At 68.1% G+C, this 16,640-nt stretch carries 14 protein-coding genes; 9 read left to right on the top strand and 5 right to left on the bottom strand.

Translation table 11 applies throughout. The annotated features are described in order from the left end of the window. The first annotated feature begins 10 nt into the window (after positions 1 to 10). The 6 genes from atpA to sppA all read left to right on the top strand — a co-directional run bounded on the left by atpA (position 11) and on the right by sppA (position 6,648). Positions 11 to 1,648 carry a F0F1 ATP synthase subunit alpha gene (gene atpA / locus ACQPYM_RS30100; protein WP_433007254.1) on the top strand — a complete coding sequence of 546 codons (1,638 nt, stop codon included), beginning with the start codon at positions 11 to 13 and terminating at the stop codon, positions 1,646 to 1,648. A 6-nt stretch (positions 1,649 to 1,654) separates the two neighbouring features. Beyond that, positions 1,655 to 2,566, top strand: a complete 912-nt coding sequence (locus ACQPYM_RS30095; protein WP_433007251.1) for a F0F1 ATP synthase subunit gamma — start codon at positions 1,655 to 1,657, stop codon at positions 2,564 to 2,566. Between the two features lie 5 nt (positions 2,567 to 2,571). Further along, complete coding sequence (atpD, locus tag ACQPYM_RS30090; protein WP_433007248.1) at positions 2,572 to 4,026, top strand: F0F1 ATP synthase subunit beta; 1,455 nt, start codon at positions 2,572 to 2,574, stop codon at positions 4,024 to 4,026. Then, positions 4,026 to 4,430, top strand: a complete 405-nt coding sequence (locus ACQPYM_RS30085; RefSeq protein ID WP_433007245.1) for a F0F1 ATP synthase subunit epsilon — start codon at positions 4,026 to 4,028, stop codon at positions 4,428 to 4,430. Before atpD ends, ACQPYM_RS30085 begins: the two co-directional genes overlap by 1 nt. 92 nt (positions 4,431 to 4,522) lie before the next feature. Continuing rightward, positions 4,523 to 4,954 (top strand): DUF2550 domain-containing protein, encoded by a 432-nt coding sequence (locus ACQPYM_RS30080; protein WP_433007242.1) that lies wholly within the window; start codon positions 4,523 to 4,525, stop codon positions 4,952 to 4,954. A gap of 32 nt (positions 4,955 to 4,986) precedes the next feature. Then, complete coding sequence (gene sppA / locus ACQPYM_RS30075; RefSeq protein ID WP_433007239.1) at positions 4,987 to 6,648, top strand: signal peptide peptidase SppA; 1,662 nt, start codon at positions 4,987 to 4,989, stop codon at positions 6,646 to 6,648. Here the strand turns inward: sppA and ACQPYM_RS30070 are convergent. After that, the gene (locus ACQPYM_RS30070; RefSeq protein ID WP_433007236.1) at positions 6,641 to 8,494 is read right to left on the bottom strand and encodes a sialidase family protein; all 1,854 of its coding nucleotides are present in this window, start codon (positions 8,492 to 8,494) and stop codon (positions 6,641 to 6,643) included. The two genes, sppA and ACQPYM_RS30070, sit on opposite strands and share 8 nt — an antisense overlap. Before the next feature lie 150 nt (positions 8,495 to 8,644). Beyond that, entirely contained in the window at positions 8,645 to 9,229 is a 585-nt protein-coding gene (locus ACQPYM_RS30065; protein ID WP_433007233.1) for a cob(I)yrinic acid a,c-diamide adenosyltransferase, read from the bottom strand. Positions 9,230 to 9,279: 50 nt separating this feature from the next. Between ACQPYM_RS30065 and murA the strand changes: the two genes are divergently transcribed. Both murA and fabV read left to right on the top strand, forming a co-directional pair. After that, a complete protein-coding gene (gene murA, locus ACQPYM_RS30060) occupies positions 9,280 to 10,566 on the top strand; it encodes a UDP-N-acetylglucosamine 1-carboxyvinyltransferase (protein ID WP_433007230.1) in 1,287 nt (428 codons plus the stop codon). Between the two features lie 19 nt (positions 10,567 to 10,585). Next, positions 10,586 to 11,770, top strand: a complete 1,185-nt coding sequence (gene fabV / locus ACQPYM_RS30055; protein ID WP_433007227.1) for an enoyl-[acyl-carrier-protein] reductase FabV — start codon at positions 10,586 to 10,588, stop codon at positions 11,768 to 11,770. Here fabV and ACQPYM_RS30050 read toward each other — a convergent pair. Together ACQPYM_RS30050 and ACQPYM_RS30045 are read right to left on the bottom strand one after the other, a co-directional pair. Next, on the bottom strand, positions 11,757 to 14,258 hold the full coding sequence (locus ACQPYM_RS30050) for a DEAD/DEAH box helicase (protein WP_433007224.1): 2,502 nt from the start codon (positions 14,256 to 14,258) through the stop codon (positions 11,757 to 11,759). The genes fabV and ACQPYM_RS30050 overlap by 14 nt on opposite strands. A gap of 22 nt (positions 14,259 to 14,280) precedes the next feature. Then, positions 14,281 to 15,105, bottom strand: coding sequence for an ATP-grasp domain-containing protein (locus ACQPYM_RS30045; protein ID WP_433007222.1), 825 nt, complete (start codon positions 15,103 to 15,105; stop codon positions 14,281 to 14,283). A 120-nt stretch (positions 15,106 to 15,225) separates the two neighbouring features. On the opposite strand from ACQPYM_RS30045, the gene ACQPYM_RS30040 reads away from it, so the two are divergent. Then, entirely contained in the window at positions 15,226 to 15,432 is a 207-nt protein-coding gene (locus ACQPYM_RS30040; protein ID WP_433007219.1) for a hypothetical protein, read from the top strand. Between the two features lie 74 nt (positions 15,433 to 15,506). On the opposite strand, the gene ACQPYM_RS30035 is transcribed toward ACQPYM_RS30040, so the two are convergent. Continuing rightward, positions 15,507 to 16,640, bottom strand: a complete 1,134-nt coding sequence (locus ACQPYM_RS30035; RefSeq protein WP_433007216.1) for a CU044_5270 family protein — start codon at positions 16,638 to 16,640, stop codon at positions 15,507 to 15,509.

Here is a 16,640-nt window from a genome sequence, read left to right as displayed (position 1 = left end):
ACGGAAGATAATGGCTGAGCTCACGATCAGGCCGGAGGAGATCCGGGACGCCCTGGATCGCTTCGTCTCCAGCTACGAGCCGGACGAGGCGGCCCGCGAAGAGGTGGGCACCGTCATCGACGCCGGTGACGGTATCGCGCACGTCGAGGGTCTGCCTTCGGCGATGACGAACGAGCTGCTCGAGTTCGAGGACGGCACCAAGGGCATCGCGCTGAACCTCGATGTCCGCAACATCGGTGTCGTCATCCTCGGTGAGTTCCGCGGCATCGAGGAGGGCCAGAAGGTCCGCCGGACCGGCGAGGTCCTCTCGGTCCCGGTCGGCGAGGGCTACCTGGGTCGCGTCGTCGACCCGCTGGGCACCCCGATCGACGGCCTCGGTGAGATCACCGGTCTCGAGGGCACCCGCGCGCTGGAGCTGCAGGCGGCCGGCGTGATGGACCGCCAGGAGGTCCGCGAGCCGCTGCAGACCGGGATCAAGGCGATCGACGGCATGATCCCGATCGGCCGGGGCCAGCGTCAGCTGATCATCGGCGACCGCAAGACCGGTAAGACGGCGATCGCGGTCGACACGATCATCAACCAGAAGGCCAACTGGGAGTCCGGCGACCCGAAGAAGCAGGTTCGCTGCATCTACGTCGCGATCGGCCAGAAGGGCTCGACGATCGCCTCCGTGCGCGGTGCGCTCGAAGAGGCCGGCGCGATGGAGTACACCACCATCGTGGCCTCCCCGGCCTCCGACGCGGCCGGCTTCAAGTACGTCGCGCCGTACACCGGTTCGGCCATCGGCCAGCACTGGATGTACCAGGGCAAGCACGTCCTGATCGTCTTCGACGACCTGACCAAGCAGGCCGAGGCCTACCGGTCGATGTCGCTGCTGCTGCGCCGCCCGCCGGGCCGTGAGGCCTACCCGGGTGACGTCTTCTACCTGCACAGCCGGCTGCTCGAGCGTTGCGCGAAGCTGAGCGACGAGCTCGGCGGCGGTTCGATGACCGGTCTGCCGATGATCGAGACCAAGGCCAACGACGTCTCGGCCTTCATCCCGACCAACGTCATCTCGATCACCGACGGTCAGATCTTCCTCCAGTCGGACCTGTTCAACGCCAACATCCGCCCCGCCATCGACGTCGGTATCTCGGTGTCCCGGGTCGGCGGCGCCGCCCAGGTGAAGGCGATGAAGAAGGTCTCCGGCTCGCTGAAGCTGGACCTGGCGCAGTTCCGCGCGATGGAGGCGTTCGCGATGTTCGCCTCCGACCTCGACGCGACCTCGCGCCGTCAGCTGGACCGCGGTCAGCGACTGGTCGAGCTGCTCCGTCAGCCGCAGTACTCGCCGTACGCGGTCGAGGACCAGGTCGTCTCGATCTGGGCCGGCACCACCGGCAAGTTCGACGACGTACCGGTCGAGGACGTGCTGCGGTTCGAGCGTGAGTTCCTGGACTACCTGCGGCGCGAGACCAACGTGCTGGCCGGCATCCGGGAGAGCAACCTGTTCGAGGACGACGCCCAGGCGGCCGTGACGGACGCGCTGGACAAGTTCAAGCCCACCTTCCAGACCTCCGGCGGCGAACTGCTGGTCGGTCGCGAGGAGACCGAGGCGATGGACGAGGGCGACATCGAGCAGGAGCAGATCACCCGGCAGAAGCGGGGCTGATCGTCCATGCCGGCAACCCAACGCGAGCTGAAAGATCGGCGGAACTCCGTTTCCACGATCAAGAAGCTCACTCGCGCGATGGAGCTGATCGCGGCGTCCCGGATCGTGAAGGCGCAGCAACGCGCCCAAGCGGCCGGTCCGTACGCGCGTGAGCTCACCCGTGCCGTGTCGGCGGTGGCGACGTTCTCGAACGTCGACCACCCGCTGACCACGGAGAAGCCGAACCCCAAGCGTGCCGCGGTGCTGTTGATCACCTCGGACCGCGGCCAGGCCGGCGCCTACTCCTCCTCGGTCATCCGCGAGGGTGAGCGGCTGAACCAGCTGCTGCGCGAGGACGAGAAAGAGATCGTGCCGTTCCTCAGCGGCCGGAAGGGGATCGCGTACTACACCTTCCGGCAGCGTGAGGTCGCCCAGACGTGGAGCGGTGACTCCGACGCGCCCTCGTTCGCCCGCGCCCGGGAGATCGCCGACGCGCTGATCGAGGCCTTCCTCACGCCGACCGAGGAAGGCGGCGTGGACGAGATCCACATCGTCTTCACCCGGTTCGTGTCGATGCTGACGCAGCGCCCGGACGTCATCCGGTTGCTGCCGCTGGAGGTCGTCGAGGGCACCGAGGCTCCCGCCCCGGACGACGTTCTCCCGCTCTACGAGTTCGAGCCGTCCGCCGAGGACGTGCTCGACGGGCTGCTGCCGAAGTACGTCGCGAGCCGGATCCACTTCTGCATGCTGCAGGCGGCGGCGTCGGAGCTGGCCAGCCGGCAGCGCGCGATGAAGTCCGCGACGGACAACGCGCAGGATCTGATCGAACGACTGACCCGCGAGTACAACCAGGTGCGGCAGTCGGCCATTACCCAGGAAATCAGCGAGATCGTCGGTGGCGCCAACGCGCTGGCCGATGCCAACGCCGGGAGCGAGTGAGAGAGATGACAGCGACGGTTACCGAGAAAGACAACAGCGGCGCGGCAGGTGCCGTTGGCCGCGTCGCCCGGGTGATCGGCCCGGTCGTCGACATCGAGTTCCCCGCGGACGCGATGCCCGACATCTACAACGCGCTCGAGGTGGACATCACCTTGGCCGACGTCACCACGACGATCACCCTCGAGGTTGCGCTGCACGTCGGCGACAACATCGTCCGGGCGATCTCGATGAAGCCCACCGACGGCCTGGTCCGCGGTACCGAGGTGCGCGACACCGGATCGGCGATCTCCGTGCCGGTCGGCGACGTCACCAAGGGCCGGGTCTGGTCCGTGACCGGCAAGTGCCTGAACCAGGACGAGTCCGAGTTCGAGATCACCGAGCGCTGGCCGATCCACCGCAAGGCGCCGGCCTTCGACCAGCTCGAGTCCAAGACCGAGATGCTGGAGACCGGCATCAAGGTGCTGGACCTGCTCACCCCGTACGTCCAGGGCGGCAAGATCGGCCTGTTCGGCGGTGCGGGTGTCGGCAAGACCGTGATGATCCAGGAGATGATCTACCGGATCGCGCACAACTTCGGTGGCACCTCGGTGTTCGCCGGGGTCGGTGAGCGCACCCGTGAGGGCAACGACCTGATCGGTGAAATGGAGGACGCGGGCGTCTTCAAGGACACCGCGCTGGTCTTCGGCCAGATGGACGAGCCGCCGGGCACCCGTCTTCGCGTCGCACTGTCCGCGCTGACGATGGCGGAGTACTTCCGCGACGTGAAGGAGCAGGACGTTCTGCTCTTCATCGACAACATCTTCCGGTTCACCCAGGCCGGTTCCGAGGTCTCCACGCTGCTCGGCCGGATGCCGTCCGCGGTGGGTTACCAGCCGAACCTGGCCGACGAGATGGGCGTGCTGCAGGAGCGGATCACCTCGACCCGGGGTCACTCGATCACCTCGATGCAGGCGATCTACGTGCCGGCCGACGACTACACCGACCCGGCGCCGGCCACCACCTTCGCCCACCTGGACGCGACCACCGAGCTGTCGCGTGACATCGCGTCGCGTGGTCTGTACCCGGCCGTCGACCCGCTGACCTCCACGTCGCGGATCCTCGACCCGCAGTACATCGGCCAGGAGCACTACGACGTGGCCGTGCGGGTGAAGCAGATCCTGCAGAAGAACAAGGAACTGCAGGACATCATCGCCATCCTCGGTGTCGACGAGCTGTCCGAAGAGGACAAGATCACCGTCGCGCGGGCGCGCCGGATCGAGCAGTTCCTCTCGCAGAACACCTACATGGCGGAGAAGTTCACCAACACGCCGGGTTCGACGGTTCCGCTGAAGGACACCATCGAGTCGTTCAAGAAGATCACCGAGGGCGAGTGCGACCACATCGCCGAGCAGGCGTTCTTCAACGTCGGTTCGCTCGACGACGTCGAGCGGCGTTGGGCTGAGCTCCAGAAGGAACTCTGATGGCGGAAGACACCGGCAAGCACCTCGACGTCGCGCTGGTCGCGGCGGAGCGGGTGGTGTGGGAGGGACAGGCGAAGATCGTCATCGCCCGCACCACCGACGGTGACGTCGGCATCCTGCCGGGTCACGCGCCGTTGCTGGGTCTCCTGCAGGGTGGCACCGTCCAGGTGCGGACCGTCGACGACGAGTACTTCGTCGCGGCCGCGCCGGACGGCTTCATCTCGGTGGCGAACGACCGGGTCTCGATCCTGGCCGAGAACGCCGAGATGGGGCACGACATCGATCTGGAGGAGGCCAAGCGGGCGCTCGAACAGGCCCAGGCCACCGGAAGCAACACCGAGGACGAGCAGGAGCACGTGCGGCTCGCCGAGGCCAGGGTGAGGGCCGCCGAACAGGCGTCCTGAACCCACCTGCCATAATTGAAAAAGGTCGCAGTCGGTACGGTTCGGGGATGGCGCCACCTCAGCGAGGGCGCCAGAGATGAGGTTGGCAACTTATGAGCACAGTCCTCGAGCTGGTCGGGGTCTGTTGCCTTGCTGCCGTACTACTGATCGTCGCTTTCGCGTGCCGTCGTCGCTGGATCTCCAGGGACGGCGGCACGTTCGATTGCAGCCTGCAACTCGCCGAGCGCGACCACGGCCGCGGCTGGGCCCTCGGCCTGGCCCGCTACGTCGGTGACGACCTGCAGTGGTTCCGCGTCTTCAGCCTGGCCTGGTGGCCGAAGCTGGTGGTGAATCGCCGCCAGCTCGAAGGCGTCACCACCCGCCGCCCGATGGGCAACGAGCCCCTGGTCACCTACGCCGGCCACGTCATCGTCGACGCCGAGCTCCGCGACCGCACCGTCCACTTCGCGATGACCGAAGAAGCCCTCACCGGCGTCCTCGCCTGGATGGAATCAGCACCCCCCAGCACCCAGACGTACCTGTAAGGCGGGTTGACCGGCCTGTCTAGGGTCGGGGTATGACGGGTATTTTGCTGGAGCTGGATCTGACGCGTGGAGTCCTGGAGACTCCGCCTTCGTCGCCGTTGGCCGCATTCAGGGCTCGGCACCTGCCGACCATGCGTGAGTTGGTGCGGGCGCTGCGCAAGGGCGCGGAGGACGACCAGGTCGTCGGGCTGGTGGCGCATCTGGGTGGTCCGCCGCTGTCGCTGGCTCAGGTGCAGGACCTGCGGGAGGCGGTTGCCGACTTCCGGGCGTCCGGGAAGGGTGCTGTCGCCTGGACCGAGTCGTTCGGCGAGGTCGGTGGCGGGACCGTGCCGTACTACCTGGCGACCGCGTTCGACGAGATCTGGGTCCAGCCGTCGGGGGACCTCGGCATCACTGGGGTATCCGTGCAGGCGACCTTCGTCCGGGGTGCGCTGGACAAGGCCGGGGTCATCCCGCAGTTCGGCAAGCGGCGAGAGTACAAGACCGCCGTCGACACCTTCACGGAGAAGGAGATGACCGGGCCGGCCCGCGAGATGGCGTCGCGGCTGGCCGAATCGGCGTACGAGCAGATCGTTGAAGGCATCGCCGTACGCCGTCGGCTGGAGCTCTCGAAGGTGCGCGAGCTCATCGACAGCGCTCCGCTGGCCGCTCAGGCAGGTGTGGACGCCGGCCTGGTCGATCGGCTCGGCTACCGCTCGGATGTGTACGACGAGCTGGAGAAGCGGATGGGGGAGACCACGCCCTTGCTGGCCGAGCGCTACGTTCGCCGCGGCCCCCGCAACCTCAAGGACCTCAGGGAGAGCCTCCCCTGGCCGCAGAAGCCGGTAGTAGCGGTCATCCGCATCAGTGGAGGCATCAATGTCGGCCGCAACTCGGGCGGTGGCCCGCTGGGCGGCCCCAGCTCCGGCTCGGACACCATTGGTGCCGCCCTGCGCGCCGTGGCCGACGACGACAAGGTCAAAGCCGTCGTACTGCGCATCGACAGTCCCGGCGGCTCCTATGTCGCCTCTGACGCCATCCGCCACGAGGTACTGCGTCTGCGGGCCACCGGCCGACCAGTGATCGCGTCGATGGGCAGTGTCGCCGCCTCTGGCGGGTACTTCGTGGCAATGCCGGCCGACGTCATCGTGGCTCAGCCGGGCACGATCACCGGCTCGATCGGCGTGCTGTCCGGCAAGGGCGTAGTACGGGATGCTCTTGGGCGGATCGGGATCTCGCAGGAGGCCGTGTCGCAGGGGCAGAACGCCCGGATGTACTCGGCGCAGGAAGAGTTCTCCCCGGAGCAGTGGGAGCGCTTGGAGGAGACGCTCGACCGGATCTACGAGGACTTCGTCGCCAAGGCAGCGCAGGATCGCGGCCTGCCGGTGGCTGACCTCGAAGCCCTTGCTCGCGGCCGGGTCTGGACCGGAGCCGACGCTCAGGAACGCAAGCTGGTCGACGAGCTGGGCGGCTTCGAACACGCCCTCCGGGTGGCCTGCAACCGCGCCGGACTCGACCGCGACCACATCGCCGTGACCGCAGCACCCCAGCGCAACTTCCTGGACCGGCTGAGGCCCCCGGAATCCACCGAGGACCTCGCCGCCCAAGCCAAGACGGTCTCACTCACCGACGGCCTGACGTCGGCCGTCTACACCGCCCTGGGCCTCCCTCCAACCGGCGTACTGACGATGCCGATGACGTGGCGCCTCACCTGACGGCGCCGTAGATGTTCTGGTCGAGGCCGCCGGCGTTCGGGCAGGTGTCAGCCCCGAAGGTGCCGTCGGGGTTGGCGGCCCGGCACTGCAGTACGTCGAAGCCGTCCACCCCGTCGACCGGGTAGCGCGGATCGGTGCCCGGGACAACATCCCGGTGATCCGTCCAGGTCATGAACACCGTCGTTCCCGAGGCCGCGATGTAGTTGTAGTCGCCGAAGAACGGCACGTCGCGGTCACCGAACTGCTCGTACTGCGGCATCGTGCGAGCCGTCGTCACCTCGCTGGTCGTCCAGCTCGCGCCATCGTCCGCCGATGCGGCATAGAAGGCGGCAAGTCCGGGACCAGCGGATACCGAACCCGGCGGATTCGCCGGTACGGCGCGGTTGCCCACCGGAACGCTGCGGAAGTCGCGTCCGCCCGGACCCACCGCGGCGTCGAACCGGCTGTCCTGCCAGACCGCGTGCAACCGCCCGGCCTCCGCCACGATGTCGGGGAAGTACTGGTGGCCGCGCGCCTGCGAGTCGATCCGCGCCGGTGTGGACCACGTCGCGCCTCCCGTAGTTGTGCGCAGGAAGTAGATCGACGCCTGGCTGCCGACGCCGGGAGTGATCGTGCCGTACGTCGTCCCGGTGGACGTCTGCGTACCGGGGACGGTCCCGTCGTAGACCACGAACACTTCGTCCGGATCACCGGAGGTGGTCGGATCGGCGGTGATCCGCACCTGCGAGTTTGCCCGGTGGAACACGTAACCGGACTGGCAGGCCAGCGGCCCGTCCCCGCAGTCACGCGCGAACGCCCGCGGCTCCGGACTTGCGCAGGCACCTGGTGTGCCGTCGCCGACGAGGCACGTGTCGTACTTTGCCTGGCCGTAGGCAGGAGCCGAGACGGTCTGGTCGCCCGGGTCCCAGCCGATGAAACCAGTCGCCACGGCCGGCTTGGTGAAGGACTTGCCGCCGTTTTCCGACTTCACCCACGCCACGGCGTTGCCCTGCAGTTGCCCCTGGTTCGCGCGGAACTCGAACTGCCGCCACGCGACGTAGACGTCACCGTCCCGGGTGACCGCGATGTCGCAGAACTGGCTGCCGTGCACCGACTCCGACACCTTCTGGCTGCGGAAGGTCCGGCCGCCGTCGCTCGAGCGGGCCAGGAACACGCCGTTGTTCGGGCCGCTCGCGGTGAAGCGTGCCCAGCAGACGTAGACGTTGCCCGCGTACGGGCTGTCCGCGCCGCGGTCCACCTCGAGCTGGATTTTGTCGTGGAACAGGCCTTGGAAGATCGGGCTCGGCGTTCCCCGCTCGACCAGGGTGGTGAACTGGTACGACGGGGCGGCGCCACCTGGCCAGCTGTACCTGGCGACCCAGATCGAGCCGAGTGCCGGCCTTTCGCGGTTGAAGCCGATGCCGGCGTAGTAGAGGTGTCCGTCGTTGTCCCAGGCCTGCACCGGGTCCCCGGCGTTGCTGACGCCGATCCGTTGCAGCGGGGACGCAGTACCGGCTGGTGAGGTGTCCCCGGGATAGCCGGGTAGCAGGCTGTTGGTCCACGACGTGCCGCCGCTACCCGAGTAGTAGAAACCTGCCCAGGTGCCGCCGGTAGTCGGGACCGTGCAGTAGTCGTTGGAACCCGAGCTCATCAGCGCCGGATTGTGCGGTGCCACGCTCGCGGCTGGTTCGTTCTGCTGCCTGTTGTTGATCGAGCAGGCGGCCAGCACCGGGTCGGTGCCGCCGTCGTACCGCACGTAGGTGCGGTCACTTACCGCTACGTCTCCTGGCGCCGCGCCAGCGGGTACGGACAGCAGCGGCGCCATCAGGCCGGCGCAGAGTACACCGGCCACCACAAAACGCTTCACGACTTCCCCTTGAGCCAAACCCCCGAGCAGTTCGACACAGTGCGACCGCCCGATGCACTGGACGGCAGCGACAGCTACGCGCAGCTCTTCTCACAGGAGACGTCCGACACTCTCAACTGTCAACAACCCGGCCAGGTGGCCGGGCTGGCGCTACTTGTCGCGGTCGCCGCCTGGGACCCACAGGACGTCGCCGCCGGAGGACAGGTTCGCCACTCGGCCAAGGATGAAGAGCAGGTCGGACAGGCGGTTCAGGTACGTGATGGCGAGCAGGTTGACCGTCGGACCGTGCGCCTCGACTGCCGTCCAGGCGGTGCGTTCTGCGCGGCGGGTCACCGTGCGGGCGACGTTCAGGTACGCCGCGCCCGGCGTACCACCGGGGAGGATGAACGAGCGCAGCTTGGTCAGCCGGTTGTTGTACTCGTCGCACCAGCCCTCGAGGCGGTCGATGTAGTCCTGGGTGATCCGCAGCGGCGGGTACTCCGGGTCCGGGGTGATCGGGTTGCACAGGTCAGCGCCGACGTCGAACAGGTCGTTCTGGATCCTGGTCAGCAGCAGCACCAGCGAGCTGTTCAGGTGCCCGGCCGCGATCGCGACGCCGATCGCGGAGTTCGCTTCGTCGACGTCCCCGTACGCCGCCACCCGCGCATCCGTCTTGGAAGCCTTGCTCATGTCGCCCAGGCGGGTCTCGCCGGCGTCGCCCGTCCGGGTATAGATCCGCGTCAAGTTCACAGCCATGTCACGGCACTCTACGCAAGGCTGGAATCCCGAGCCGATACAGTCAGCAGGTGGAACGGTTTCGAATCGCAGGTGAGGCACGGCTCGAGGGCACTGTCGAGGTGGCAGGCGCGAAGAACAGCGTGCTGAAGCTGATGGCGGCGGCACTGCTGGCGGAGGGTACGACGACGCTGCGGCAGGTGCCCAGCATTCTCGACGTCACCTTCATGGCCCAGTTGCTGGACACCCTGGGCTGCTCGGTGAAGGTCGACGCGGACACCGCGAGCGCGACGATCGCGGTCCCGGCGGAGATCGGTCACCAGTGTGACTACGAGCTGGTCCGCAAGCTGCGGGCGTCGATCTCGGTGCTCGGGCCGCTGCTCGGCCGCTGCGGCCGCGCCGAGGTGGCGCTGCCGGGTGGCGACAACATCGGCTCGCGCGGTCTCAACATGCACGTCGCCGGCCTGGAGGCGATGGGCGCGAAGGTCCACATCGAGCACGGCTTCGTGATCGCCGAGGCGCCGCAGGGGCTGCACGGGGCCGAGGTCTGGCTGGACTTCCCGAGTGTCGGCGCGACCGAGACGATCATGATGGCCGCGGTGCTGGCCAAGGGCACCACGGTGATCGAGAACGCCGCCCGCGAGCCGGAGATCCAGGACATCGCCGCGATGCTGGTCGAGATGGGCGCGCAGATCGACGGCGCCGGGACGCCGCGGATCGAGGTGACCGGCGTGGCCGGGCTGCTGAAGCCGGTCGAGCACGTCACCGTGCCGGACCGGATCGTGTCCGGCAGCTGGGCGTTCGCCGCCGCCATCACCAAGGGTGACGTGACGATCTCCAACGGTCACGCCGAGCATCTGGAACTCCCGCTGGACAAACTGCACAAGGCCGGCGCCGAGATCACCCTGCTGAACCCGGGCTTCCGGGTCCGGATGGACGACCGCCCGAAGCCGGTCGACGTGGTCACGCTGCCCTACCCGGGGTTCGCGACCGACCTGCAGGCGTTCGTGATCGCGATGAACGCGGTCAGCGACGGCGCGGCGATGGTCACCGAGAACCTCTTCGAGGGCCGGTTCACCTTCGCCCAGGAGCTCACCCGGCTCGGCGCGCAGATCCAGACCGACGGCCACCACGCCGTCGTCCGGGGCGTGCCGCGGCTGTCCGGTGCTCCGGTGGTCGCCAGCGACATCCGTGCGGGGGCCGCGCTGGTGATCGCCGGCCTCGCCGCGGAGGGCGAGACGCTCGTCTCCGCCGCCCATCACGTGCACCGCGGCTACACTGACTTCGCCGGCAACCTGCGCCGCCTGGGCGCCGACGTGACCGTCGAGCCGGACGACGCCGAGCTCTACTGGAACTAGATGGCTTAGGGTCAGGCGCATGACTGACCGCGTGATCAAGCCCGTCGGCCGTGGATTCCTCTTTCTCGACTCGCATCCGGTGGGATGCGAGCAGCTCGTCAAAGGGCTGACCGAGCAGGTCGAGGCGCGCACACCCGAGCAGCGCCCGGTTGCGCTGGTGATCGGCTCCAGCTCGGGCTACGGTCTCGCCGCGACCGTCGCCGGGCTGGCGCGCTACGGCATCGACGGGATCGGCGTCTCCTTCGAGAAGGCCGCGACAGTACGCCGTACCGCGTCCGCCGGCTGGTATCGCACCGCAGCCACTGCCGCGTACGCCGAGAGCGTGGGCAGCAACTTCCACTTCCTCAACGCCGACGCCTTCGCTGACACGACCAAGAGCGAAGTGCTCGACCTGCTGCAGGAGAAGTTCGGGGGAGTCGACTACCTGATCTACAGCGTCGCCGCACCGCGTCGCGTCGACCCACGCACCGACACGACGTACCAGTCGGCCATCAAGGCCATCGGGCAGCCGGCCCGGACCAAGAGCCTCGCGTACGACGCGGGCGAGCCGGTCCTGCAAGAGGTCGGCATCGAGGTCGCCACTGACGAAGAGGTGGCCGACACGGTCCAGGTGATGGGCGGCGAGGACTGGTCCCGCTGGGTGGACGCCCTGGAGGAGCGCAAGCTGCTCAAGGACGGCTTCAGCACCGTCGCGCTGACCTACATCGGCTCCGAGCTCACCGGCCCGATCTACCGGCAGGGCTCGATCGGTGCCGCCAAGACCCACTTGGAAGCCACCGCACGCACCCTGTCCGAGCGCGACGGCGTAGAGGCCCGTACGTCGGTCAACGGCGCCGCCGTCACGCAGGCGTCATCCGCGATCCCCGGCATCGGCCTGTACGTCAGCCTGCTCCACAAGGTGCTCGGCGACGACCTGCAGACGCCCATGCAGCAGTCGATCGCGCTGTGGGACCAGTTGATCGGTGAGAAGCCGCTGGACCTCGATGAGGACGGCCGCATCCGCCTGGACCGCTGGGAACTGGCAGACGACGTACAGGCCGCAGTACGGGCCCAGTGGGACGCTGCAACCCAGGAGAACATCGCAGACGTCGCCGACACCGTCTGGTTCTACGAAGAAGTCCGCCGCCTCTACGGCTTCGACGTAGCCGGCGTCGACTACGAGTCCCCCGCAGAGGTCGACGTGGAGTGGCCTACAAAGGCTTGAACGACACCATTTCGAGGATTAGGTCGCCTGCGTCATCGGAGGCGCCCAGGTCGATGGTGGCGGTGATGCGCCAGTCGTGGTTGCCTTCCGGGTCGTCGATGATCTGCTGGACCTCCCAGTAGCCGGGGTGCTCCTCGACCATGAAGAGGGCCGGGCCGCGGGCGGCAGGGCCGGTGCCGAGTGTGCTGTGCTCGGCGTAGTACGCAGTACCGGCTTCTGCCCAGCGGGCGGCGTCCCAGCCGGAATCGGCGTCCAGTTGGCCCAGCTCGGCCCAGCGGTGCAGTGAGACCAGCTCGACCCGGCGGAACATCGCGTTGCGGACCAGCACCCGGAAGGCCCTGCTGTTCAAGGTGATCCGGCGCGGACCGGCCGGGACCGGGGCGGCGACCACCTCGTCGCTCGGGTTGGTCAGCTCCTCCCACTCGTCGAGCAGGCTGGAGTCGGTCTGCCGGACGACCTCGCCGAGCCACTCGATCAGGTCGGTGAGGTCCTCGTTGGTCTTGTCCGGCGGGACGGTCTGCCGCAGCGCCTTGTACGCGTCGCTGAGGTAGCGCAGGACGATGCCCTCGGAACGCGCCAGACCGTAGTACTGGATGAACTCGCCGAACGTCATCGCCCGCTCGAACATGTCCCGGACCACGGACTTCGGCGACAGCCCGGCCTCGGCGATCCACGGGTGGGTCTGCCGGTAGATCTCCAACGTTGCCTCGAGCAACTCCTCGAGCGGCTTCGGCCAGCTGATCTCCTCCAGCAGCTCCATCCGCTCGTCGTACTCGATGCCGTCGGCCTTCATCCCCTGCACGGCCTCGCCCTTGGCGTGGTGTAGCTGCGCCATCAGGATCGCGCGCGGATCCTCCAGCGTCGCCTCGACCACCGAGACCACGTCGAGCGCGTACAGCGGGTCCTCGGGGTCGAGCAGGTCGAGCGCGGCCAGCGCGAAGGTGGACAGCGGCTGGTTCAGGCTGAAGTCCTTCTGCAGGTCGACCGTGAGCCGAAGGGTCCGGCCGAACTCGTCGGGCTCGTCCAGCCGCTCGACGACACCGGCGGTGAGCAGCGTGCGGTAGATCTGGATCGCGCGGCGGATCAGCCGCAGCTGCGCCTTCGAGTCCTCGTGGTTGTCCTGCAGCAGGTGCCGCATGCTCGCGAACGCGTCGCCGTCGCGGGCGATCACGTTCAGCAGCATCGCGTGGCTGACCCGCATCCGCGACTGCAGCGGCTCGGGATCGGCCGCGACCAGCCGGTCGAAGGTGTCCTCGCCCCAGGTGACGAACCCCTCCGGCGGCTTCTTCTTCTGCACCCGGCGCTGCTTCTTCGGGTCGTCGCCGGCCTTGGCCATCGCCTTCACGTTCTCGATCACGTGGTCGGGCGCCTCGACGACGACCGTGCCGGAGGTGTCGTACCCGGCGCGGCCGGCCCGGCCCGCGATCTGGTGGAACTCGCGCGCCTTGAGGATGCGCTGCCGGCGTCCGTCGTACTTGCTCAGAGCGGTCAGTACGACGGTGCGGATCGGGACGTTGATCCCGACTCCGAGAGTGTCGGTGCCGCAGATGACCTTGAGCAGCCCCGCCTGCGCGAGCTGCTCCACCAACCGCCGGTACTTCGGCAGCATGCCGGCGTGGTGGACGCCGATCCCGTGCATGATCAGGCGCTGCAGCGTCTTGCCGAAGCCTGGGCTGAACCGGAAGTGCCCGATCAGCTCCTTGATCTTGTCCTTCTCTTCCTTCGTGCAGACGTTGATGCTGGTCAGCGCCTGGGCCCGCTCCAGGGCGGACGCCTGGGTGAAGTGCACGACGTAGACCGGGGACTGGTGGGTCACCAGGAGCTCGGCGAGAGTTTCGTGCAGCGGCGAGGTGACGTACTTGTAGACCAGCGGGACCGGCCGCTCGCCCGACGCCACGATCGCGGTCGGCTTGCCGGTCCGCCGGGACAGGTCGATCTTGAACCGCTCGACATCGCCCAGCGTCGCCGACATCAGGATGAACTGCGCGTGCGGGAGCTCGAGCAAGGGGACCTGCCAGGCCCAGCCGCGGTCGGGCTCGGAGTAGAAGTGGAACTCGTCCATCACCACCTGGCCGACGTCGGCGGTCGCACCCTCGCGGAGCGCGACGTTGGCGAGCACCTCGGCGGTGCAGCAGATGATCGGCGCGCCGGCGTTGACCGAGGCGTCGCCGGTCAGCATGCCGACCTTGTCGGCGCCGAAGATGTCGCACAGCGCGAAGAACTTCTCCGAGACCAGCGCCTTGATCGGCGCGGTGTAGAAGGTGCGCTTGCCGTTGGCCAGCGCGGCGAAGTGCGAGCCGGTGGCGACCAGACTCTTGCCGGAACCGGTCGGGGTGGACAGGATCACGTTCGACCCGGTCATCACCTCGATCAGCGCCTCTTCCTGCGCCGGATACAGCGAGATGCCCTGCGCACCCACCCAGGTGGCGAAGGCGTCGTACAGGGCGTCAGGTTCGGTCGTTTCCGGCAGCTTCTCGGTCAGCGTCATCAGTTCCATTGTCCCGCATGGATCAGAACAGAGCTGCCACGAGGTCGACGGGGTCACGGCTGCTGGGCCAGTCGCTGACCTGGCCGTCGCCGAGTTCGACGATGCGCCAGGCACCGTCGGTACGGCGTACCAGGTCGACGGTGACGAAGGGGAGGGCCAGGTCGGTGACGAGCGGCTCGATCTCGACGATGTCGAGGCCGTCGGGGAGTTCGTCCGGGGTGTCCGGGTGGGGAGTGATGAGGGCGCAACTGCCGCCGATCCACCAGGTCCGTGCCTCCGCGCCGGTGAACTCCTCGAACCGGCGGAGGACGAAACCACCCGTGAACGCGTCGCCCCGCAGTTCCAGGAAGCGGGTCGCGACCCGCTGGACCGCTTCCCGGTCGGTGACATCGGGGATGTAGGCCGCCTCGTCCCAGTAGTGCTTCATCGATTTCACATGATCACGCAGTACTGCGGGCCCGCTGCCGAGCCGCTCGCAGACCGCGTCCAGCCCGGCCAGGTCCGGCCCCTGAGTCCAGGCGGACTCCGGCGTCAACTGCTTCAACGCGTCGTACCAACCCGGTAGCTCGTGCGCTGTCTTGTACTCGTCGGCACTGGTCCTCAGCGTCACCCGCCGAGCGTCGAGCGCCTTGGCGAACCCCTCGTACTCGCCGGCAGACATCATCCAGCCGCGATAAACAGCGTCATCACCACCCGCCACTCCGGCAACAGCCTCGTCCGGCCGGCTCAACGCATCGTGGTCGATCTTGGCGACGGCGATCCCGCGCTCTCGCGCAGTAGCAGCCTGCGCGGCGAAATGCGGATCCACCCGACGCGGATTGAGCGGGTCCCCGGGTACCAGCAGCATGCCCTGAATTGTCCCTGCCGGATCAGCTGTCCGCTCACCTTTTCCGCGCGCCAGGCCAACGACTTCCTGCTGTAACCGGCGGAAACACAGCCGATCACTGGGCCTTGTAGCTTCACCGGCGTGACAACTTCGTCGTCCTCGTCGTCCTCGTCGTCCCGACGCCGGGTCCGGTTGTGGTTCGGTCAGCACCAGATCGCCGACTACATCGGCCAGCCGGCCCATGCCGACCGCTACGAGGCCGCCATGCGCCGCCGCTTCCCCGGCCTGCAGATCACCAACGAGGCCCTCCGACGGGCCGAAGGACAGGATGTACTGCCCGGCAGGTAGTGCACTTGCGCCTCAGCGAAGTCGCGATATGCGGCGTCACGCAGGTGCACTACCTGTCGTTCGGCACAGTTACTTCAGCGGATGGTGCGGGGAGGGGGTTTGGGTTTCTCGTCGGTCCAGCCGGACTCGAGGACGACGCTGGCGCCGGACTTGAGGCCGCCCTGTTCCGAGCTCAGCAACCGCCCGGTCGACGGGTCGATGATGTAGGCGAGGCGACCGTCGCCGAGCGTCGTCATCCGGCTGCCGGGCTTGACCGTCTTGTCCCAGTCCAGGCTGATCCGGGTACCCGTCCGGCCGATCGCGTCCCGCACGTTCTCCTTGAACTCGACGCCGGGCAGCATCGACAGCACCCGCAGTGCGGCCCCCCGCAGCTTCGGCGGCGACGGCATCTCGAACAGCAGCCGCCCCGCCGCGCCGAAGACCTGGTAGTTGATCACGTCGGCCGTCGCGCCAGGCTGCGGATTCGCCGCCAGGACGGCCCGCAGCTTCACCGGATCGGTCGGCAGGTTCTGGATCACCTGCGCGGTCACCGGCTTCACCCCGCTCAGGTAGTAGCCCGGCGGTACCTGGTCGAACGTCATCTTGTGCACGACCGGCTCACCCGGCGCCATCGTGACGGGGTCCTTCTCATAGGACAGTTGCCATTCCTTCGGCGAGCCCTGCGCCCGCCACTTGGCCGCATCCGCGGGACTCGCCGGCCGCGCTCCGAGATCGACCCACCCGAACCACGACTCGACACCCTGCTTCCCCGGCATCCAGCTCTCGGTGATGTTCCGCCGCTCGATCCGGTACTTCGGTGAGCCGACCGTCGTCGTACCCCGCAACTGCAGGCTGCGGACTCGGTAGTACTTGCCGGACACCTTCTCGTTCTGCTCCTGCTTGACGGCGACCGCGAGCAGCACCTGGCTGGCCGTCATCAACCGCGGCGTCGGTGTGATCGTGCTCGGTACCGGAGCGGCGTCAGGACCTGAGCCGGGCGGCAGTACGAGGGGCGCGCCGAGCGCAACGAGCGCCACTGCGGCAGCGGTTGCCGTGATAGCCATCCCGACTCGGCCGGTCCGCGCAGCGGCGTACCAGCGATCGCGGCGGCGTACGGTCTCGGCCTCGCGGACCAGCGCCTGGACCTGCTGCCGCGCCTTGGCGGTCACCTCCGCCGACGGCTCGGGCTGCTCGGGGAATGCGGTGCGGAGCTTGTCGAACTCGTCCAT

This window comes from Kribbella sp. CA-294648 (assembly GCF_050943845.1).
In the GTDB taxonomy this organism is placed as follows: Bacteria; Actinomycetota; Actinomycetes; order Propionibacteriales; family Kribbellaceae; genus Kribbella.
This window is presented reverse-complemented; position numbering and strand designations above follow the sequence as displayed.